Raw genomic sequence first — 19747 nt, 5'->3', positions numbered from 1 at the left:
TCAGGAGGTCAGCGAGGTCTTGCGGGTGGAGATGATCTGGTCGATCAGGCCGTACTCGACGGCCTCCTCGGCGGTCAGGATCTTGTCGCGCTCGATGTCGTCGCGCACCTGCTCCACCGACTTGTTGGAGTGCTTGGACAGCATCTCCTCCAGCTGCTCGCGCATCCGGAAGATCTCCTTGGCCTGGATCTCCAGGTCGGACACCTGGCCGCGGCCGGTCTCGGTGTACGGCTGGTGGATCAGGATCCGGGCGTTCGGCAGCGCCATGCGCTTGCCGGGGGTGCCGGCCGCGAGCAGCACGGCCGCGGCGGAGGCCGCCTGGCCCATGCAGACCGTGGTGATGTCCGGCTTCACGTACTGCATGGTGTCGTAGATGGCCGTCAGGGCCGTGAACGAGCCGCCGGGCGAGTTGATGTACATCTGGATCTCGCGGTCCGGGTCCATCGACTCCAGGCACAGCAGCTGCGCCATGATGTCGTTCGCCGAGACGTCGTCGACCTGCGAGCCGAGGAAGATGATGCGCTCCTCGAACAGCTTGGCGTACGGGTCGTACTCGCGGATGCCCTGCGTGGTGCGCTCGACGAAGCGCGGGACGATGTAGCGGCCCTCGGCGCGCATGTCCTCGACGCGGGCCTGGGCGGCCGACAGGCTGGGGATGTTCATGGGGGTTCTTGTCCTCCAGGGCGTTGGGGCTGTGGTCTCGTGGGCCGGGCCGAGGCTCAGGCGCCCGTGCCGCCGCCGCCGGGGACGTCCGCGGCGCTGTGCATGATCGCGTCGATCAGGCCGTACTCCAGGGCCTCCTCCGGCGTGAACCAGCGGTCGCGGTCGGAGTCGCGGGTGATCTGCTCGAAGGACTGGCCGCTGTGGAAGGCGATCAGCTCGGACATCCGCTTCTTGGTGCGCAGCAGCTGCTCGGCCTGGATGCGGATGTCGGTGGCGGAGCCGCCGAGGCCGGCGGACGGCTGGTGCATCAGGATGTTGGCGTTCGGCAGCGAGAAGCGCTTGCCCTTGGCGCCGGCGGTCAGCAGGAACTGGCCCATCGAGGCGGCCATGCCCATCGCGATGGTGACGACGTCGTTCTTGATGTACTGCATGGTGTCGTAGATCGCCATGCCGGCCGAGATCGAGCCGCCCGGGGAGTTGATGTAGAGGAAGATGTCCTTTTCCGGGTCCGCGGCCAGCAGCAGCAGCTGCGCGGTGATCTTGTTGGCGATGTCGTCGTCGACCTGCTGGCCGAGGAAGATGATCCGCTCGTTGAGCAGCCGGTTGTAGACCTGGTCGCCCAGGCCGCCGAGCACGTCACCAGAGGCGGCGTGCGGCGCCATCGGGCCCATCTGCATCTGCGGGAACGTCACTTAGCCACCTGCTCAGTCGATTTGGACGGTCGCCGGGCGGCCGTCACGGTGTCGCACAGCTTCCGGGTATCACGTCGTGATTGTTGCTGTCCAAGGACCCTAACGCGCAGGCCGGGCCGCAGAATCCCCCACGCAGAACTGTTCGCTGTGAGCGCAGGGTCACATGCGCCGGACGGGCCCGCTCCGGTTGGAACGCCCGTGCCGGGGACGGCGACGGGCCCGGACGCCATGACGGCGTCCGGGCCCGTTGCGTGCCTCAGGGGGCTACCGGGGCCGATCAGGCCTCGGTGTTCTCCTCGGCAGCGGCCTCGGTGGCCTCGGCGGTCTCGCCCGACTCGTCTTCGTCGTCGAAGTTGACCTCGTTGCCCTCGGTGTCGACGACCTTGGCGGCCTCGACCACGGTGGCCAGCGCCTTGCCGCGGGCGACCTCGCCGACCAGCAGCGGCACCTGGCCGCCCTGGACGACCTGCTGCGCGAACTGGTCCGGGGTGAGGCCCGAGCCGGCGGCGCGGCGGATGAGGTGCTCGGTGAGCTCCTCCTGGTTAACACCCAGCTCCTCGTCGGCGACGATCTGGTCCAGGACGAACTGGGTCTTGATGCCCTTCTTCGCCTGCTCCGCGATCTCCGCGTCCCACTCCTCGCTGGTCTTGCCCTGGGTCTCCAGGTAAGCGTCCAGGGTCAGGCCCATGGGCTCCAGCTGGTGGTGCTCCAGGTTGTGCTTGCGGGTCTGGATCTCGTCCGCGAGCAGCTTCTCGGGGTACTCGATGTCAACCAGCGCGAGCAGGGCGTCCAGGACCTTCTCCTGGGCCTGGGTGGCCTGGTCGTACTCCTTCATGCGCTCCAGGCGCTTGCGGGAGTCGGCGCGCAGGTCCTCCAGGGTGTCGAACTCGCTGGCCAGCTGGGCGAACTCGTCGTCCAGCTCGGGCAGCTCCTTCTCCTGGACGGCGGTGACGGTGACGGTGACCTCGGAGGTCTTGCCCGCCTGGGTGCCACCCTTGAGCTCGGTCTCGAAGGTCGCGGTGCCACCGGCCTCCAGGCCCGTGACGGCGTCGTCGATGCCGTCGATCAGGCGGCCGGAGCCGATCTCGTAGCTCACGCCGTTGGCGGTGCCGTCCTCCGGCACCTCGCCGTCGACCTTGGCGACGAGGTCGACGACCACGATGTCACCGGCGGCGGCGGCGCGCTCGACGTCCTTGACCGCCGAGAAGCGCTCGCGCAGCTGCTCGAGGGACTTCTCGATGTCCTCGTCGGAGACGACGATCGGGTCGACGGTCACCTCGATGGAGGAGAACTCCGGCAGGGTGATCTCCGGGCGGACGTCCACCTCGGCGGTGAACTTCAGGTCACCGCCGTCGGCGATCGTCTCGACACCCTCGATGTTGGTGATGTCGGGCTGGCCGAGGACCTCGATCTTGCCCTCGTCGACGGCCTGCGTGTAGAAGCGCGGCAGGGCGTCGTTGACGGCCTCCTCCAGCACGGCGCCACGGCCGAAACGCTGGTCGATGACGCGAGCCGGGATCTTGCCCTTGCGGAAGCCCGGAACCGTGACCTGCTGGTTGATCTTCTTGTACGCCGCGTCGAGGCTGGGCTTGAGCTCCTCGAAGGGCACCTCGACGGTGAGTCGAACCCGGGTCGGGTTCAGAGTCTCGACGGCGCTCTTCACGGTTAGGTCTCCTATGGGCTTGCGGTCAGGTTGCCTCCGCCAGGCCCGGTCGCGCCGGCCGGGGCCGGTACGGGTGGGTCTGGCGAGACGGGCGATGGGCGGTTGGAGCTGCATCTCCCGTGGGGGGTGGACGGTGAGCGTGACTCCTCGCCCTCGTGCGGTTGACCTGGGTGGACGCCGCAGGGACTACCGCCAGCGCCCCATCCTACCGGTACCACGAAAGGCGGACGCCAGACGTCACCGTACCCGGGGAACAGAACAGGGCCCCGCCCTGTGGACGAGACCCTGCCGCACGTCGGGGTGACCGGATTCGAACCGACGGCCTTCCGCTCCCAAAGCGGACGCGCTACCAAACTGCGCCACACCCCGTGGTGCCGAGAGGAAGCGTACACGCCGGGCCCCGGCGGTTCGCCGACTTATTTCGGGGCCGCGGGAAGGGGTTCGCGGGGGCGTCCGGGGGTGTGTGGGGGCGTGCGGGGAAATGCGGTGTGCACGGGAGCGACCGGACCAGGTACGCTGTTGCCCGAACTTCCGGCCCAGGCCGGGGGATCGTGCGGGCGTAGCTCAATGGTAGAGCCCTAGTCTTCCAAACTAGTCACGCGAGTTCGATTCTCGTCGCCCGCTCTTCGACCCGGCCCCGGTGCGTCCTCGCACCGGGGCCGTCGGCGTTCCCGGGGCCCGTCGCGTCACAGGCCCAGGCGGGCGGCGCGGGCCGCGGCGCGGTCGAGCAGCAGGTGGACGTCGGCCTCCCGGGTGGTCGGGCGGTCGTTGTACTCGTCCGGGGAGCGCGCCGGGCGGCCGGTCGCGTGCAGGACCTCCATCAGCTGGACGCGCGCGGTGCGGACGGTGAGAGGGGTGCCGTAACCGTGCGCGAGGACGGCGGCCTGCGCGCCCAGCAGGCAGACCCGGCCGCCCTCGTCCCACAGCGCGCCCTGGAGCCAGCCGGACGCGCCGATGTAGCGGGAGGCGAGCCGCAGGTGGTCGGCGGCGCTGACGGGCACCGGCCGGGCGGGGCGGCGCAGCACCCGGTCGAGCAGGGTGGCCCGGGGCTCCGGGTGGCCGCTGTGCCAGGGCACCAGGATTGAGCCGAACGGGCAGACGTACGGCACGGGCGTGCGCGCGGGGGCGGGCAGCGAGGCGAGGTAGGCCTCGACCTCGGCGACCAGGCCGGAGCCGTCCACGACCCTCGGGTTCGACGGCGAGAGGGGAAGTGGCGGCATCGGGGATGTCGGGGCGGTGCGGGGCATGCGGGCTCTCCGAGCGGGCGGACTTCTGGTTCCGCTCCCCAAAATGGTGCACACCGGACATTTCCGCGACTGGAGATCCGGGCCGTCCGGGCGGTTTCCCGGCAGGCCGCCGGGCCGATAGCCTCGGCGGCGTTCGAGCGCGGTTCGATCGCGTGTCCGGAGCGTCACGTGGAACAGAGCGTCACGCAGATCACTACGCAGATCACTGCGGTCCCGAGGTGGAGGAGTTCCGGTGCGTCCCGAGGAGCGGCTTGCCGTCATACAGCGCTGCGTGGTGCGGGAGATGGCGGGGCTCGGGCAGGTGTTCACGCTCGACGGCGACGTGGTGCGCGGCCCGGGCACGACGGCGGTGGCCGTGCGCGAGCACCCGGGCGGCGACGGGGGCGGCCACGTCGACCTCGGCTTCGTGCTGCACCTGGGGCGGGCGGACGCGCCGGTGGTGTGGGACTGCGCGGCGGGCCTCGGCAAGACCGAGGAGGAGAAGCTCGCCAACGCGGTGAAGATGTGGGCGACCACCACCGCCTCGGTGCTGGTCGAGCTGGCGGACGGCCGGGGCGTGTTCGCCGACCACGCGGACCACGCCGAACTGCCCGGCTGGCACGTGGTGCAGGGTCCTGCGGCGGTGTTCGGTTTCGGCAACGAGCGGCTGGCGGCCTGGCTCGCGGAGCACCGGGTGCTGCCCGCGCTGGCGCCGGCGCTGCGGCCGGAGCTGACCGGGACGGGACCGGTCGGGGTGAAGCTCTTCCTGGGCGGGAAGGCGGGTGACGACGTCGCCGAGGTCCGGGTCGACGGCGAGGTGTCGGAGGCGGCTTCGGCGGCGCTGCGCGCGCTGGACTGGCCGCGCGGCGAACGGCTGTGCTGGGCACGGCTGTTCGTCCTGCTGACGGCGGTGCGGCCGCAGGGGCCGGCGGTGGCGCCGGCGGGTGCCGGGGCGCCCGCGCCGTTGCGCACGCCGACCCCGGTGACGGTGCGCCCCCGGGGACTGTTCGCTCGCTGGCGGCAGGCCAGACGGGCCGGCCGGTGACCTCGCGCGGGTGCCGCCGGCCCTCCCGGCGGTGGGTCAGCCGCCGGTGATGCCGGAGATGCTGTGGGCCAGGTTGGCCAGCAGGGAGTTGATCGAGCCGGCGACGGTGGTCTCGTGGAGCATGAAGCCGAACAGGGCGGCGATGATCGCGTGCGGGATCTTCAGCTGCTTGTTGCGGATGAAGATGATGCACAGGATCGCGAACAGGACCAGCGCGGAGACGGAGAGTGCCACCCGGACTCACTTCCTCGTTTCATAGCGTGGCGCCACCGGCCGGCGGCACCTGCGAAGCCGGACCCCGGCATGTCCGACGGTCCCGAGGCGGAATCGCGGACCGTCCGGCACACCCCGGCAGGGCGGGGAGCCCACAGCGATCGCACTGGGTCTGCCGTGCCGCACGTGACGCCCCCCATCCCCCGAATCCTGACCAGTCCCGCCCGGACTCAGTGTGGTCGACCGTGCCGATTGCGTAAAGGTCTGACAGTCAGCCCAACGCCGATATCCTGCGATGCGAGACGAGTTTCCGCCGTCCGAGACGATAGCCGAGTCGTTCTGACGAATCGTCGGCGGGGCGGCGCTGAGCGGCCGGGAAACGGGCGGGGGCGGGGAACGGAAGGCTCAGGTCCACTCCGCTGACGGGTCGCCCGATTTGGCCGAAGATCGGCACCCAGGCTTGACAGCTCCTGCCTTCGGCATGTGCCGCCGCGGGGCCTGCCGTCGCCCGCCGGACTCGCCGGCGACGGCCCGTCAGCAGGTCGGACCGTCAGTCGCGCCAGAGCAGCAGCACCGCGCGGTCGTCGTTGATGTCCCGGGCGACGGTCTCGATGAGCGCGGCGGCGGCACCCGCGCCGGCGCCGGGGCCGCTGCCGGGCACCAGCCGGTCGGCCTCGCCCATCAGCCGGTCCATGCCCTCGGTGAGGTCCCGGCCGGGCGCCTCGACCATGCCGTCGGTGCACAGCAGCAGCACGTCGCCGCGGTTCAGCCGCCCGCGCACGCCCTCGAACTTGGCGCCGTCGTAGATGCCGAGCAGCGGGCCCTCGGTGGCCTCCTTGATCTCCCAGCGCCCGGCGCCGGCCAGGCGCTGCATGCCGGGCAGGTGCCCAGCGGAGAGCAGTTCGTACTCGCCGGTGTCCAGGTCCAGCACCAGGTGGACGGCGGTCGCGAAGCCCTCGTCCCAGGACTGGCGCAGCAGGTAGCCGTTGGCGGCGGGCAGGAAGTCGTGCGCGGGCAGCGAGCCCACCAGGCCGCCGAAGGCGCCGGACAGCAGCAGGGCACGGGAGCCCGCGTCCATGCCCTTGCCGGAGACGTCCGCGAGGACCACCTCCAGCACGCGCTGGCCCGGGCCGGTGCGGGCGGCGACCACGAAGTCCCCGGAGAACGACTGCCCGCCGGCCGGGCGCAGCGCCATGTCGGCGTGCCAGCCGTCCGGCAGCCGGGGGACGCGGCTCTGCACCCGCAGGCGCTCGCGCAGGTCGAACAGCATGGTCGAGCCGCCCCACCAGGGCACGCCGACCCGGGCCCGGAACTGGGCCAGCAGCAGGCCGCCGACCCCGGCGGCGCCGACCACGAGGGCCGCGCCGGGGGTGACGCCGTAGACGTACGCCTCCGGGTTCAGACTGGCAACCCGCTCGCCGGTGTGGATCACGGACTCGGCGGACAGGCCGAGCGCGGCGAGCGCGTACAGGACCACCAGGCTGCCGGGGCGCAGCAGCAGGGCGCCGGCCAGGATCGGCAGGACGAGGGCGGTGGGCGGGGCCCAGGCGGGGAACCAGATGTTGAGCAGGATCAGCAGCGGGACGAGCAGGGCGAGCGCGCAGAGCACCGGCCAGTCGGCGGCGCCGCCGCGGAAGTAGTCGACCCCGGCCGTGCGCAGCCTTCGGCGGGCCCGGCGGAGCCTCCTGCGCAACCGGGCCGTCACGGGGTCGGACGCCGGGGCGGCGCCGGGCCTCGTCGCAGTCGTCTGGGGCGGTGCGCCCGGCGGTCTGCCAGCCATGGGGCCCGACCTTATCCACGGGCACCGCCCGGCGTCGACGGCTCGGGCCGGGGCGGTCGCGCCGGGGTGCGGGCGTGTCAGCGGGTTTCGGCCGATCGGGGCGGCGGTGAGCGCGGCGTCAGGAGGCGTGCGCCGGTTGGGCGTACGAACCAGGCGGCCGACGCACGCGCCCCGCGTGCGGGGGTCTTCGCGCGCTGCCGGGTTGTGGCCGATGCCACAGGCGGCGCGGGGGCGGGAACGACGGCGGCCGGCCGCGCCCGGGAGCGGGGCCCGCCGGCGGGGGGTGGGGGGGGAAAGGGGGGAGGAGCGGGAGCGGGAGCCCTCAGCCCTGGGGGTGGTGGGCCGGGATGGGCGGGAGCTCGCCGGTGGTCTCGTACTCGCTCAGCATGTCGATCCGGCGGGTGTGCCGGGCCTCGCCGCTGTAGGGGGTGTTGAGGAAGATCTCGACGAACTTGGTGGACTCGTCCACGGAGTGCATCCGGCCGCCGATGGAGATCACGTTGGCGTTGTTGTGCTCGCGGCCGAGCGCGGCGGTCTGCTCGCTCCAGGCCAGCGCGGCCCGCACGCCCTTGACCTTGTTGGCGGCGATCGCCTCGCCGTTGCCCGAGCCGCCGATCACGACGCCGAGGGCGTCGGCGTCGGCGGCGGTGCGCTCGGCGGCGCGCAGGCAGAACGGCGGGTAGTCGTCCTCGGCGTCGTAGATGTGCGGCCCGCAGTCGACCGGCTCGTGGCCGGCCTCCTTCAGCCACTCCACGAGGTGGTTCTTCAGTTCGTATCCGGCATGGTCGGAGCCCAGGTACACGCGCATGCCCATGAGTGTGGCATGCGCGGGCACCCGGGCTCCGCAGGGGGCGCCGACGGCTGTCGGCGGTGGCTTCCGGCGGCCGGTTACCGCTTGCCGACGAGCTTCCAGACGAGCGGGAGGGCGCCGGCGGCGAGCGCGGCCTTGAGGGCGTCGCCGACCAGGTACGGGTAGAGGCCGAGCTCGGCGGCGCGGGCGAGCGGCACGTGCAGCGAGAACGCCAGGTACGGGACGCCGACGGCGTAGATGGCGAGGGTTCCGAGGGCCATCGTCACGGCGGTGTTGACCGGGGTGCGGTCGGCGCCGCGGCGGGCCAGGGCGCCGGTGAGAGCGGCCGCGAGGACGAAGCCGAGCACGTAGCCGAGCGACGGCATCGCCCAGCCCGAGGTGCCCTCGGCGAACCAGGGCAGGCCCGCCATGCCCGCCAGCAGGTAGAGGCCGAGCGAGGCGACGCCGCGGCGGGCCCCGAGCGCGGTGCCGACCAGCAGGGCGGCGAAGGTCTGGCCGGTGACGGGCACCGGCGAGCCCGGGACGTTGACCGACAGCTGGGCGGCGACGCCGGTCAGCGCGGCGCCGCCGGCGACCAGGGCGAGGTCGCGGGCCTGCGCGCCGAGACGGGTGGCGGCGGCGGGCAGCAGGTCGGCGAGGACGGCGCGGGTCGGTATCGACGTGCCGGCAGTGGCCATGGGGGATCTCCTCGTGGGGTCCAGGTGAGTGAACACCTGTGAACCTACGTGGTGATCGACTCCGCCACCGTCACGGTTTCGGACAAACCGCCACGGCAGGACGTTGTCGGAACCGCCCGATCGACGGAGCGTGACCACCCCACCGACCCAGCGTCACGGCGGGGTCCGCATGGTGGGCCCGGCTCCCCCGACTTTGGCATGGACAGCGGTGTCCCCGGATATTGGACAACTCATGCCGCATTCCGCACAGTCTGGATCCACCTCCATGGCCCCCACCTCCGCGCCCCCGGCGCCCGGGAGCACCGACACCGCTCCCCCGGCCGCCGGCCAGCAGCTCTCACACGGGCTGAAGCAGCGCCACCTGTCGATGATCGCGCTCGGCGGGGTGATCGGCGCCGGCCTCTTCGTCGGCTCCGGCGCGGGCATCGCGGCGGCCGGGCCCGCCATCATCCTCGCGTTCACGCTCTCCGGCCTGCTGGTCATGCTGATCATGCGGATGCTCGGCGAGATGTCCGCGGCCCGCCCGGCCTCCGGCTCGTTCTCCGTCCACGCCGAGAAGGAGATCGGCCCCTGGGCCGGGATCACCGCAGGCTGGATGTACTGGGTCATGCTGTGCTGCGGCGTCGCCGCCGAGGCCACCGCGGCCGGGAAGATCGTCAACGGCTGGATACCCGGCGTCTCGGCGTGGGTCTGGGTCGGCCTGTTCATGGTCTTCTTCTGCGCCAGCAACCTCACCGCCGTGAAGAACTTCGGCGAGTTCGAGTTCTGGTTCGCCACCGTCAAGGTCGCCGCGATCGTCGCGTTCCTGGTCCTCGGCGGCCTCGGCGTCGCCGGCGTGATCGGCTCCGGCGCTCCCGGCGCCACCAACCTGACCGGCCAGGGCGGCTTCCTGCCCACCGGCGTCAGCGGACTGATCGTCGGCCTGCTCGCCTCGGTGTTCGCCTACGGCGGCCTGGAGACCGTCACCATCGCCGCCGCCGAGTCCGACGACCCGAAGAAGAACGTCGCCAACGCGGTGCGGACGGCGGTCTGGCGGATCGCGATCTTCTACATCGGCTCGATGGCCCTGGTCGTCACCCTCGTCTCCTGGAAGGACCCGGCGGTCGTCCAGGACGGCCCGTACGTCACCGTGCTGCGCCACCTCGGAGTGCCCGGCGCCGGGACGATCATGGAGGCGGTGGTGCTCATCGCGCTCCTGTCCGCGATGAACGCCAACATCTACGGCGCTTCCCGGATGGCGTACTCGCTGGTCGGCCGCGGGCAGGGTCCGAAGGCGCTGGCCAAGGTGAGCGGCGGGGTGCCGCGCCGGGCGGTGCTGGCCTCCTGCCTGTTCGGCTTCACCGCCGTGCTGGCCGCCAAGTTCTGGCCCGCGACCGTGTTCACCTGGCTGATGAACACCACCGGCGTCGCGATCCTCGTGGTCTGGCTGTTCATCTGCGTCGTCCAGCTGAAGATGCGCCGTCGGCTGGAGCGCGAGGCGCCCGAGCTGCTCACCGTGAAGATGTGGGGCTACCCGTACCTGACCTGGGTCGCCATGGCCGCCGTGGCCGGCATCCTCGCGCTGATGACCACCACCGAGGGCAACCGGGAGCAGCTGTACGCGGCCGGGGTGCTGGTCGCCGTGCTGACGGCCGCCGGGCTGCTCAAGCAGCGCAGGGACGCGGCCGCGCAGTAGCCGCGCGTACGTGAGGAGGCCCTGTACCAGGCGGTACCGGGCCTCCTCACGTACAGGCAGCGGGCGTCACTCGAAGGACGGGCCGGCCGTCCGGGTGCGCTTGATCTCGTAGAAGCCCGGGGTGGAGGCCACCAGCAGGGTGCCGTCCCACAGCCGGGCCGCCGCCTCGCCGCGCGGGGTCGGGGTGACCACCGGGCCGAAGAAGGCGACCCGGTCGCCGTCCGCGCCCTCGACCGCGATCACCGGGGTGCCGACGTCCTCGCCGACCAGCGAGATGCCCTCCTTGTGGGAGGCGCGCAGGGCCTCGTCGTACGCGTCGGTGTCGGCCGCGTCCGCCAGCTCGACCGGCAGGCCGGCCGCCACCAGCGCCTCCTCGACCGTCGCCCGCTCCAGCGGCATCGCCCGGTTGTGCAGGCGCACGCCCAGCTCGTCGTAGAGGCGGCCGAGCACCTCCTCGCCGTGCTGCTGCGCGGCCGCGATGCACACCCGGACCGGGCCCCAGCCCTTGTCCATCAGGTCGCGGTACTGCTGCGGCAGGTCACGGCCCTCGTTGAGCACCGACAGGCTCATCACGTGCCAGTTCACGTCCACCGGACGGAGCTGCTGCACCTCGATCAGCCAGCGGGACGTCATCCACGCCCACGGGCACAGCGGGTCGAACCAGAAGTCGGCGGTCTTGCGCTCGGCGGCAGTCGTCACTGCGGTCGTCCTTCGTCAGGTGTCCGAGGAAATCACGGGCGGAAAGGCCTTCCCCCATCACGTGGCCAACACCCGACCGGCCCCGCTGATTCCGCCCCCGCCGCACCGGCCTGTGCAATGGTACCGGCGCGCGGCGGCGTGAAAGGATGCCCCTTGATGCGCCGAACACCGCGCAGGACCGCACAGACGCAGGACCGTACAGACCAAGGCGCACCACCGTGCGAGCCGGACAAAGGAGTACCGCCGTGCCGGGCAAGAACCTGAGCCGCGACGAAGCCCAGCAGCGGGCCAGCATCCTGACCGTGGACGGCTACCAGGTCCGGCTGGACGTGACCTCCGCGCCCGACCCCGCCGCCGCGACCTTCCGCTCCACCACCACGGTCGCCTTCCGCTGCACCCAGCCCGGCGCCGCCACCTTCCTCGACCTGCTCGCCCCCGCCGTCCGCTCGATCACCCTGAACGGCCGCGCGATCGACCCGGCCGGCGCCTTCGACGGCGTCCGCGTCCACGTCGACGGCCTCGCCGCCGACAACGTCCTCACCGTCGAGGCCGACTGCGCCTACAGCCGCACCGGCGAGGGCCTGCACCGCTTCGTCGACCCGGCCGACGGCGAGACCTACCTCTACACCCACTACGAGCCGGCCGACGCCCGCCGGGTCTTCGCCAACTTCGAACAGCCCGACCTGAAGGCCCCGTTCACCTTCACCGTCACCGCCCCGGCCGCGTGGGACGTGTGGTCCAACGCCGTCCACGAGGACGTGACCGAGCAGGACGGCGCCCGCACCTGGCAGTTCGCGCCGACCAAGCCGATCTCCACCTACCTCACCGCCGTCGTCGCCGGCCCCTACCACGTCGCCCGCGACCACTACAGCCGCGAACTGCCCGACGGCACCACCCTGGAGATCCCGCTCTCCGCAATGTGCCGCAAGTCCCTCGCGCGCTACTTCGACGCGGACGAGATCCTCGGCGTCACCAAGCTCGGACTCGACTTCTTCCACGAGGAGTTCGACTACCCGTACCCCTTCGGCAAGTACGACCAGGCCTTCGTGCCCGAGTACAACATCGGCGCCATGGAGAACCCCGGCTGCGTCACCTTCAAGGAGGACTTCGTCTTCCGCTCGAAGGTCACCGACGCCGCCTACGAGGGCCGCGCCAACGTCGTCCTGCACGAGATGGCGCACATGTGGTTCGGCGACCTCGTCACCATGCGCTGGTGGGACGACCTGTGGCTCAAGGAGTCCTTCGCCGACTTCATGGGCTCCTACGCGCTGATCGGCGCCCGCACCCGCTACAGCTCCGCCTGGGTCACCTTCGCCAACCAGCGCAAGGCCTGGGCCTACCGGCAGGACCAGTTCCCCACCACCCACCCCATCACCGCCGACATCCGCGACCTCGAAGCCGCCAAGCTCAACTTCGACGGCATCACCTACGCCAAGGGCGCCTCCGTCCTCAAGCAGCTGGTCGCATACGCCGGCGCGGACGCCTTCTTCGAGGGCGCCCGCCGCTACTTCAAGCGCCACGCCTTCGGCAACACCGAACTCGCCGACCTGCTGGGCATCCTGGAGGAGACCAGCGGCCGCGACCTCAAGTCCTGGGCCGCCGCCTGGCTGCAGACCGCCGGCGTCAACTCGCTCACCCCGCAGGTCACCACCGACGCCGAGGGCCGGATCACCGAACTCGCCGTCCTCCAGAACGGCGATGTACTGCGCCCGCACCGGATCGCCGTCGGCCTCTACGACCACGACTCCGACGGCTCGCTCGTGCGCACCGCCCGGATCGAGCTCGACGTCACCGGCGCCCGCACCGTCGTCACCGAGGCCGCCGGCCGCCCCCGACCGGCGCTCGTGCTGCTCAACGACGACGACCTCACCTACTGCAAGATCCGCTTCGACGACGCCTCGCTGGAGACCCTGCGCACCGGCCTCGGCGAGATCCGCGACGACCTCGCCCGCGCCCTCGCCTGGTCCGCCGTCTGGAACCTCACCCGCGACGGCCTCATGCCCGCCCGCGACTACGTCGCCCTGGTGCTGCGCTTCGCCGGCCAAGAGGGCAACATCGGCGTCCTGCAGTCCCTGCACGCCCAGGCCAAGGCCGCCGTCGACCTCTACGCGGACCCGGCCTGGCGCGCCGAGGGCGGCCGGCTGCTCGCCGACGGCGCCCTGCGCGAACTGCGCGGGGCCGTCCCCGCCAGCGACCACCAGCTCGCCTGGGCCCGCTTCCTCGCCCAGACCGCGGGCGGCGCCGAACACCTCGGCCTGGTCCGCGGCCTGCTCGCCGGCAGCGCCCGGATCGACGGCCTCGACGTCGACCAGGACCTGCGCTGGTCGCTGTGGCTCGCCCTGGCCGCCGCCGGACAGGCCACCGACGAGGAGCTCGCCGGCGAGCTCGCCGCCGACAACACCGCCGGCGGCAAGCGCCAGTACACCCAGTGCCTGGCCGCCCGGCCCACCCCCGAGGCCAAGGCCGCCGCCTGGTCGGCCGTCGTCGACTCCGACGAACTGCCCAACGCCCTCGTCGAGGCGAACATCGCCGGCTTCGCGCTGCCCGCCCACCGCGACCTCACCGCCCTGTACGCCGCGCCCTACTTCAAGCTGCTGGAGAAGATCTGGGCCGAGCGCACCATCGAGATCGCGATGCGCTTCGTCGGCGGCTTCTTCCCGAGCGCCCAGATCGGCGAGCCGACCCTCGCCGAGGCCGACTCCTGGCTGGACGGCCACCCGGACGCGGCGCCCGCGCTGCGCCGCCTGGTGATCGAGCGCCGGGACGACCTCGCCCGCGCCCTGCGCGCCCAGGCCTGCGACCGGGCCTGACGGACACCACGAAGGGGCACGTCCGTACGGCGGGCCCCTTCGTCGTCCCTGTCGACCGTCCCCGTCGACCGTCGGCGTCGGCCGTCAGCTGCGCGACGCCAGCAGCGGCAGGCCCTCGCCCTCCAGTTCGGCGTGCGCCACCTTGCGTCCGGTGACCGCCAGCAGGAGCGCGAGCATCGGGCCCCGCACCTCGGGGCCGCTGCCCGCCGACCAGTCGGTGTCGGTGGCCCGCAGGGCCAGCCCCTCGACCCGGCGCTTGCCGCCGATGAGCAGGTTGGAGCCCCGGTAGAAGTCCGCCAGCCGGGTCAGGGCCGCGACCGGGTACTCCCGGGCGAGGCCGAGGGGGCGGCGGATGTCCTCGGCGTGCACGACCGTCTCGCCCAGCCAGCTGTCGACCGGCCCCGGCGGGTGGCTGACCGAGTCGAGCTGCCCCCGGAAGGCGGCGAGGGTGTCGGCGGGCGTCCCCGCGGTCAGCTCGGCGATCTCGCGGGCGGTCATGTCCTCGAAGCGGAAGCCGGCCTTGGCGAGCTTCACGAAGAAGCCGGGCAGGGTCATCCGGGCCGTCGCCGCCATGTGCGCGAGGGTGTCCTGCACGGTCCGCCCGGCGCAGAGCGAGGGGGTCGCCCACTGCCCCGGGGTGAGCTCCTCCACGTCGGCCAGCAGGGCGCGCCGCTCGGCGTGGATCGTCCCCCAGGTGTCCGGTGTCGTCGCCATGCTTATGTCGTACTACGACGACGGCCGGGCCGCACCCCCGAGGGGATGCGGCCCGGCCGCTCAGGCGTTACGCGGGTGCTCAGCCGATGAGCGAGCGCAGCACGTACTGCAGGATGCCGCCGTTGCGGTAGTAGTCCGCCTCACCGGGGGTGTCGATGCGGACGACCGCGTCGAACTGCTTGTCACCAGCGACGACCTTGACGGTCGCCGGGGTGGTGCCCTCGTTGAGCTCGGTCACGCCGGTGATGGAGAAGGTCTCCTCGCCGGTCAGGCCGAGGGAGTCGGCGTTCTGGCCCTCGGGGAACTGCAGCGGCAGGACGCCCATGCCGATCAGGTTCGAGCGGTGGATGCGCTCGTACGACTCGGCGATGACGGCCTTGACGCCCAGCAGCGCGGTGCCCTTGGCGGCCCAGTCGCGGGACGAGCCGGAGCCGTACTCCTTGCCGGCCAGGACGACCAGCGGGGTGCCAGCGGCCTGGTAGTTCTGCGAGGCGTCGTAGATGAACGACACCGGGCCGTCGGCCTGGGTGAAGTCGCGGGTGTAGCCGCCCTCGGTGCCCGGCGCGATCTGGTTGCGCAGGCGGATGTTGGCGAAGGTGCCGCGGATCATGACCTCGTGGTTGCCACGGCGCGAGCCGTAGGAGTTGAAGTCGCGCTTCTCGACGCCGTTGGCGGTCAGGTACTGCGCCGCCGGGGTGCCGGGCTTGATGTTGCCGGCCGGGGAGATGTGGTCGGTGGTGACCGAGTCGCCCAGCTTGGCCAGGACGCGGGCGCCGGCGATGTCGGTCACCGGGCTCGGGGTCTTGGCCATGCCCTCGAAGTACGGGGGCTTGCGGACGTAGGTGGACTCGGCGTCCCACTCGAAGGTGTTGCCGGTCGGGACCGGGAGCGACTGCCAGCGGTGGTCGCCGGCGAAGACGTCCTGGTAGCCCTTGTCGAACATGTCCTGGTCGATGGAGCCGGCGACGACGTCGGCGACCTCCTGCTCCGACGGCCAGATGTCGGCGAGGAAGATGTCGTTGCCGTCGGCGTCCTGGCCCAGGGCGTCACGGGTGATGTCGACGTTCATGTTGCCGGCGAGGGCGTAGGCGACCACCAGCGGCGGGGAGGCCAGGTAGTTCATCTTGACGTCGGGGTTGATCCGGCCCTCGAAGTTGCGGTTGCCGGAGAGCACCGAGACGACGGCGAGGTCGGCCTCGTTGACGGCGGCCGAGACCTCCTCGGGCAGCGGGCCCGAGTTGCCGATGCAGGTGACGCAGCCGTAGCCGACCAGGTTGAAGCCCAGCTTCTCCATGTACGGGAGCAGGCCGGCCTTCTCGTAGTAGTCCATGACGACCTTGGAGCCGGGCGCCAGGGTGGTCTTGACCCAGGGCTTGACCGTCAAGCCCTTCTCCACGGCCTTCTTCGCCAGCAGGGCGGCGCCCAGCATGACGGAGGGGTTGGAGGTGTTGGTGCAGGAGGTGATCGAGGCGATCACGACCGCGCCGTTGTCGATCTCGTACGTCGAGCCGTCGGCGGCGGTGACGGTGGTCGGCTTGGAGGCCTCGGCCGAGTAGGCCGGCAGCACCTCGGCGAACCGCTCGGCGGCCTCGGCCAGGATCACGCGGTCCTGCGGGCGCTTCGGGCCGGAGATCGACGGGACGACGGTGGAGACGTCCAGCTCCAGGTACTCGGAGTAGACCGGCTCGGCCGACGGGTCGTGCCAGAGGCCCTGCTCCTTGGCGTACGCCTCGACCAGGGCGAGCTGCTGCTCGTCGCGGCCGGTGAGCTTCAGGTAGTTGATGGTCTCGGCGTCGATCGGGAAGATCGCGCAGGTCGAGCCGAACTCCGGCGACATGTTGCCGATGGTGGCGCGGTTGGCCAGCGGGATGGCGCCGATGCCGTCGCCGTAGAACTCGACGAACTTGCCGACCACACCGTGCTTGCGCAGCATCTCGGTGATGGTGAGGACCAGGTCGGTGGCGGTGGTGCCGGCCGGCAGCTGGCCGGTCAGCTTGAAGCCGACCACGCGCGGGATCAGCATGGAGACCGGCTGGCCCAGCATGGCGGCCTCGGCCTCGATGCCGCCGACGCCCCAGCCCAGCACGCCCAGGCCGTTGACCATGGTGGTGTGCGAGTCGGTGCCGACGCAGGTGTCCGGGTAGGCCTGGCCGCCCCGGACCATGACCGTGCGGGCCAGGTGCTCGATGTTGACCTGGTGGACGATGCCGGTGCCCGGGGGGACGACCTTGAACTCGTCGAACGCGGTCTGGCCCCAGCGCAGGAACTGGTAGCGCTCCTTGTTGCGGCCGTACTCGATCTCGACGTTCTGGACGAAGGCGTCCGGGGTGCCGAACTTGTCGGCGATGACGGAGTGGTCGATGACCAGCTCGGCCGGCGCCAGCGGGTTGATCTTGGCCGGGTCGCCGCCCAGCTCCTTGACGGCCTCGCGCATGGTGGCGAGGTCGACCACGCACGGCACACCGGTGAAGTCCTGCATGATCACGCGGGCCGGGGTGAACTGGATCTCCTGGCTCGGCTGGGCGGTGGCGTCCCAGTTGCCGAGCGCGCTGATGTGGGCGGCGGTGATGTTCGCGCCGTCCTCGGTGCGGAGCAGGTTCTCCAGCAGCACCTTGAGGCTGTACGGCAGCCGCTCGGAACCCTCGACGGCGGAGAGCTTGAAGATCTCGTACGACTCGTCGCCCACCTGCAGCGAGCTGCGGGCGTCGAAGCTGTTCGCGGACACGACTGACTCCTTCTGGGTGCTTCACGCGATATCCGGCCAGCACGGTGGTAAGGTCAGCCTTACTTAGGTTGACCTTGCCGCCATCGCCGGTGAGCGCCTCTCGGCAAGTATCTTGATGTCGAGATATATGGTAGAGGGCAGTTATCTCGATGTCGAGATAAACCATAGTGCATGCCGCCGCGTTCACCACCGCAGGCATGCCCGGGTCGACGTCCGCCCAGTTCAGCGGCCGTCCGGGCCGCGCCGCTTGCGGTCCAGCCGGATCAGCCACACCACCCCCGCCACCACCCCGCCGAGCAGCAGCAGGACCAGCAGCAGCCCGCCTCCGACGACCGGCGCCGGGGCTACGTCGGCCAGCATCCTCGTCATACCTTCTCCTCGATTCGCGCGGGGGCACCCTTGTGGGCGGCCCCCAGGACCAGCATCAGCAACACCGGGAACTCCAGGTAGGCGTGGTAGCTCGCCACCGCCGCGTACAGCGCGCGGCCCTGCGCGTAGTCCGCCGCGAACAGCACCGCCAGCACCCCGCCCGCCACCGCCCCCAGCACCCACGCGCGCACACCCCGCAGGGCCGGCACCCGGGCCTCGAAACCCTCCGCGGCCTCCGGCGCGTAGCGCGGCAGGAACCACACCCACACCACGTAGTGCATCGTCTGCAGGAACGCGAAGACCGCCAGGAAGCGCAGCCCGACGTGCGAGGCGAGCCACGCGGGCGGGGTGTAGGCGCTCTCCAGGCGGGCCGTCCAGCCGCCCGCCTGGCCTGCCGCGCCCGCGGCACCCGCCAGTAGGCCGTCCAGCAGTCCGCTCAGCAGCAGGGCCGGCACCAGCAGCACCCACGTGAACTGCAGCGCGAGGAACAGCGCGCGCCCCCGCGCCAGCCGCCGCGACCACTCCCCCAGGAACAGCAGCGGGACCACGTTGTGCAGGTGCGCCAGCACCACGAAGTGGTACGCGGGGAAGGACAGCGACCCCGCCGCGGCGACGGTCAGGACCGCCGCGGCACCCGCCAGCAGCAGTGGACGCCCGCGCAGCCCGTACCAACACGCCGCCGCCAGAAGGCCGTACGCCAGCAGGATCTCCGCCGCCTGGGAGTAAGGGGAGTAAGCGGACGGGGGCAGCAGCCGGCACACGACGATGCCGGTGACCAGCGCGAGCAGCAGCCGCAGCAGCGGACCCGCCAGCACCACCGCGAACCGGCCCGCCACGTACCGCAGTTCCAGCACGTTGTGGAGCAGCCCGAAGGCCGCCAGCCCCAGCACCGCCAGCCCGGTCGGCGCCCGCAGCGCCAGCACCAGCGCCAGCGCGCCCGCCACCACGAAGCCCGCCTGCGGCGCCGCGCCCAGCCGCAGCCCCGGCCAGGCCGCCGGCCAGGCCCCGCTGGCCGCACCCGCACCCGTGATCGCCACGCTCCCCCTCCCCATGGCACGATCCCCTGCCGTGCGCTACCCGGTGGCCCTGGCCCTCACCCTGCTGACCGAAACACCCGTCTACACCGCCGCCCTGGCCCGGCCCGGACGGATCCGCCCGGGGAGGGCCGTGGCCGCCGCCGTGCTGGTCAACCTGGTGACGCACCCCGTGCTCTGGTGGACCCTGCGGCACTGGACCGCCGGGCCCGCCGCAGCGTACTGGACGGCCTTCGGCCTCAGCGAGGCGGCGGTCTGCGCCGTCGAGGCCCTCCTCCTCTGCCCCCTCACCGGCCTGCGCCCGCGCGACCCGCTCCCCTGGATCGCCTCCGGCACCGCCAACGCCACCTCGATGCTCGCGGGGCTGCTCGTGGGGCTGCTTTCAAGTGGGTGAAGGGCGAGCCGGTACGGTGGGTGGGGAGTTGACGTGCGGAAACGGTGGGGACGGGCAGGGGGCGGCTGATGATCGTGGTGGACGCGTCCGCGCTGGTGCTCGCGCTGGCCGACGAGGGGCCGCGCGGTGCTGCGGCCCGCGCCGAACTCGCCGCCGACGGCGAGTGGTTGGCGCCCGAGCACATCATCATCGAGGTGATGCAGTCGCTGCGCGGCCTCTACCTGGCCAAGGAGCTGACCGCCGGACGGGTCGCCGAACTCACCGCCGAACTCACCGCGGTGGCGATCCGCAAGGTCGAGGTGGCACCGCTGCTCGGCCGGATCTGGGAGCTCAAGGACAACCTCACCCCGGACGACGCCGCGTACGTCGCCGTCGCCGAGCGGTACGGGGTGCCGCTGATCACCGCGGACCTGCGGCTGATGCGGGCCAGCGGGCCGCGCTGCGAGATCCGGGGCATCCGGCGCACGCCGCAGTGACCCCGGCGGGGGCGTCCCGGGTGGGAGTGACCCCGGCGGGGGCGTCCCGGGTGGGAGTGACCCCGGCGGGGGCGTCCCGGG

18 protein-coding genes and 2 tRNA genes are annotated in these 19747 nt (G+C 72.0%); 6 read left to right on the top strand and 14 right to left on the bottom strand.

Annotation, left to right across the window (positions count from 1 at the left end; all coding sequences use genetic code 11):
- From AB0O00_RS03135 to AB0O00_RS03120, 4 genes are all read right to left on the bottom strand, one after another.
- Positions 1-663 (bottom strand): ATP-dependent Clp protease proteolytic subunit, encoded by a 663-nt coding sequence (locus tag AB0O00_RS03135; RefSeq protein WP_363648351.1) that lies wholly within the window; start codon positions 661-663, stop codon positions 1-3.
- A gap of 56 nt (positions 664-719) precedes the next feature.
- On the bottom strand, positions 720-1334 hold the full coding sequence (locus AB0O00_RS03130; protein WP_329931219.1) for an ATP-dependent Clp protease proteolytic subunit: 615 nt from the start codon (positions 1332-1334) through the stop codon (positions 720-722).
- Positions 1335-1632: 298 nt separating this feature from the next.
- Positions 1633-3018 (bottom strand): trigger factor, encoded by a 1386-nt coding sequence (gene tig, locus AB0O00_RS03125; RefSeq protein ID WP_363648350.1) that lies wholly within the window; start codon positions 3016-3018, stop codon positions 1633-1635.
- Between the two features lie 295 nt (positions 3019-3313).
- Positions 3314-3387 (bottom strand) — tRNA-Pro (locus AB0O00_RS03120).
- 184 nt (positions 3388-3571) lie between these two features.
- Here AB0O00_RS03120 and AB0O00_RS03115 point away from each other — a divergent pair.
- Positions 3572-3642: transfer RNA gene (locus AB0O00_RS03115), tRNA-Gly, on the top strand.
- 62 nt (positions 3643-3704) lie between these two features.
- Here AB0O00_RS03115 and AB0O00_RS03110 read toward each other — a convergent pair.
- Positions 3705-4265: a hypothetical protein gene (locus AB0O00_RS03110; RefSeq protein ID WP_363648349.1), complete on the bottom strand. Its 561-nt coding sequence runs from the start codon at positions 4263-4265 to the stop codon at positions 3705-3707.
- A gap of 232 nt (positions 4266-4497) precedes the next feature.
- Between AB0O00_RS03110 and AB0O00_RS03105 the strand changes: the two genes are divergently transcribed.
- Positions 4498-5289 (top strand): DUF6348 family protein, encoded by a 792-nt coding sequence (locus tag AB0O00_RS03105; RefSeq protein ID WP_363648348.1) that lies wholly within the window; start codon positions 4498-4500, stop codon positions 5287-5289.
- Positions 5290-5325: 36 nt separating this feature from the next.
- Here the strand turns inward: AB0O00_RS03105 and AB0O00_RS03100 are convergent, their stop codons facing one another.
- The 4 genes from AB0O00_RS03100 to AB0O00_RS03085 all read right to left on the bottom strand — a co-directional run bounded on the left by AB0O00_RS03100 (position 5326) and on the right by AB0O00_RS03085 (position 8770).
- Positions 5326-5523 carry a hypothetical protein gene (locus AB0O00_RS03100; protein ID WP_363648347.1) on the bottom strand — a complete coding sequence of 66 codons (198 nt, stop codon included), beginning with the start codon at positions 5521-5523 and terminating at the stop codon, positions 5326-5328.
- A 529-nt stretch (positions 5524-6052) separates the two neighbouring features.
- A complete protein-coding gene (locus AB0O00_RS03095) occupies positions 6053-7195 on the bottom strand; it encodes a PP2C family protein-serine/threonine phosphatase (protein ID WP_363648346.1) in 1143 nt (380 codons plus the stop codon).
- 409 nt (positions 7196-7604) lie between these two features.
- Positions 7605-8090: a ribose-5-phosphate isomerase gene (locus AB0O00_RS03090; RefSeq protein WP_363648345.1), complete on the bottom strand. Its 486-nt coding sequence runs from the start codon at positions 8088-8090 to the stop codon at positions 7605-7607.
- 80 nt (positions 8091-8170) lie between these two features.
- Positions 8171-8770, bottom strand: coding sequence for a biotin transporter BioY (locus AB0O00_RS03085; protein ID WP_363648344.1), 600 nt, complete (start codon positions 8768-8770; stop codon positions 8171-8173).
- 265 nt (positions 8771-9035) lie between these two features.
- Here AB0O00_RS03085 and AB0O00_RS03080 point away from each other — a divergent pair, with 265 nt between their 5' ends.
- Entirely contained in the window at positions 9036-10445 is a 1410-nt protein-coding gene (locus AB0O00_RS03080) for an amino acid permease (RefSeq protein ID WP_363648343.1), read from the top strand.
- 66 nt (positions 10446-10511) lie between these two features.
- On the opposite strand, the gene AB0O00_RS03075 is transcribed toward AB0O00_RS03080, so the two are convergent.
- The gene (locus AB0O00_RS03075) at positions 10512-11078 is read right to left on the bottom strand and encodes a disulfide bond formation protein DsbA (RefSeq protein ID WP_363648366.1); all 567 of its coding nucleotides are present in this window, start codon (positions 11076-11078) and stop codon (positions 10512-10514) included.
- A gap of 311 nt (positions 11079-11389) precedes the next feature.
- Between AB0O00_RS03075 and pepN the strand changes: the two genes are divergently transcribed.
- Positions 11390-13954 (top strand): aminopeptidase N, encoded by a 2565-nt coding sequence (gene pepN, locus AB0O00_RS03070; RefSeq protein ID WP_363648342.1) that lies wholly within the window; start codon positions 11390-11392, stop codon positions 13952-13954.
- 84 nt (positions 13955-14038) lie between these two features.
- On the opposite strand, the gene AB0O00_RS03065 is transcribed toward pepN, so the two are convergent.
- The 4 genes from AB0O00_RS03065 to AB0O00_RS03050 form a co-directional block, all read right to left on the bottom strand.
- Positions 14039-14668 (bottom strand): maleylpyruvate isomerase family mycothiol-dependent enzyme, encoded by a 630-nt coding sequence (locus tag AB0O00_RS03065; protein WP_363648341.1) that lies wholly within the window; start codon positions 14666-14668, stop codon positions 14039-14041.
- Positions 14669-14747: 79 nt separating this feature from the next.
- The gene (gene acnA / locus AB0O00_RS03060; RefSeq protein WP_363648340.1) at positions 14748-17393 is read right to left on the bottom strand and encodes an aconitate hydratase AcnA; all 2646 of its coding nucleotides are present in this window, start codon (positions 17391-17393) and stop codon (positions 14748-14750) included.
- A gap of 222 nt (positions 17394-17615) precedes the next feature.
- Positions 17616-17762, bottom strand: a complete 147-nt coding sequence (locus AB0O00_RS03055; protein WP_363648339.1) for a hypothetical protein — start codon at positions 17760-17762, stop codon at positions 17616-17618.
- Positions 17759-18799 (bottom strand): hypothetical protein, encoded by a 1041-nt coding sequence (locus tag AB0O00_RS03050; protein ID WP_363648338.1) that lies wholly within the window; start codon positions 18797-18799, stop codon positions 17759-17761. Before AB0O00_RS03050 ends, AB0O00_RS03055 begins: the two co-directional genes overlap by 4 nt.
- 13 nt (positions 18800-18812) lie before the next feature.
- On the opposite strand from AB0O00_RS03050, the gene AB0O00_RS03045 reads away from it, so the two are divergent.
- A complete protein-coding gene (locus AB0O00_RS03045; protein ID WP_363648337.1) occupies positions 18813-19190 on the top strand; it encodes a hypothetical protein in 378 nt (125 codons plus the stop codon).
- Positions 19191-19258: 68 nt separating this feature from the next.
- Complete coding sequence (locus AB0O00_RS03040; RefSeq protein WP_363648336.1) at positions 19259-19666, top strand: type II toxin-antitoxin system VapC family toxin; 408 nt, start codon at positions 19259-19261, stop codon at positions 19664-19666.
- Positions 19667-19747 lie beyond the last annotated feature (81 nt).

It is taken from the genome of Kitasatospora sp. NPDC093558 (genome assembly GCF_040683475.1).
Taxonomy (GTDB): domain Bacteria; phylum Actinomycetota; class Actinomycetes; order Streptomycetales; family Streptomycetaceae; genus Kitasatospora.
Note: the sequence above shows the minus strand (reverse complement) of the source record. Positions and strands in the feature narration are given on the sequence as shown.

Bases quoted from the DNA above. Each gene is read 5' to 3' on its own strand.
- AB0O00_RS03075 (WP_363648366.1), bottom strand. From the start codon at position 11,078: ATGACGTCCCGCTGGCTGATCGAGGTGCAGCAGCTCCGTCCGGTGGAC.
- AB0O00_RS03080 (WP_363648343.1), top strand. From the start codon at position 9,036: ATGGCCCCCACCTCCGCGCCCCCGGCGCCCGGGAGCACCGACACCGCT.
- AB0O00_RS03085 (WP_363648344.1), bottom strand. From the start codon at position 8,770: ATGGCCACTGCCGGCACGTCGATACCGACCCGCGCCGTCCTCGCCGAC.
- AB0O00_RS03045 (WP_363648337.1), top strand. From the start codon at position 18,813: ATGGCACGATCCCCTGCCGTGCGCTACCCGGTGGCCCTGGCCCTCACC.
- AB0O00_RS03065 (WP_363648341.1), bottom strand. From the start codon at position 14,668: ATGGCGACGACACCGGACACCTGGGGGACGATCCACGCCGAGCGGCGC.
- AB0O00_RS03090 (WP_363648345.1), bottom strand. From the start codon at position 8,090: ATGCGCGTGTACCTGGGCTCCGACCATGCCGGATACGAACTGAAGAAC.
- AB0O00_RS03040 (WP_363648336.1), top strand. From the start codon at position 19,259: ATGATCGTGGTGGACGCGTCCGCGCTGGTGCTCGCGCTGGCCGACGAG.
- AB0O00_RS03130 (WP_329931219.1), bottom strand. From the start codon at position 1,334: ATGGGCCCGATGGCGCCGCACGCCGCCTCTGGTGACGTGCTCGGCGGC.
- AB0O00_RS03110 (WP_363648349.1), bottom strand. From the start codon at position 4,265: ATGCCCCGCACCGCCCCGACATCCCCGATGCCGCCACTTCCCCTCTCG.
- AB0O00_RS03055 (WP_363648339.1), bottom strand. From the start codon at position 17,762: ATGACGAGGATGCTGGCCGACGTAGCCCCGGCGCCGGTCGTCGGAGGC.
- AB0O00_RS03135 (WP_363648351.1), bottom strand. From the start codon at position 663: ATGAACATCCCCAGCCTGTCGGCCGCCCAGGCCCGCGTCGAGGACATG.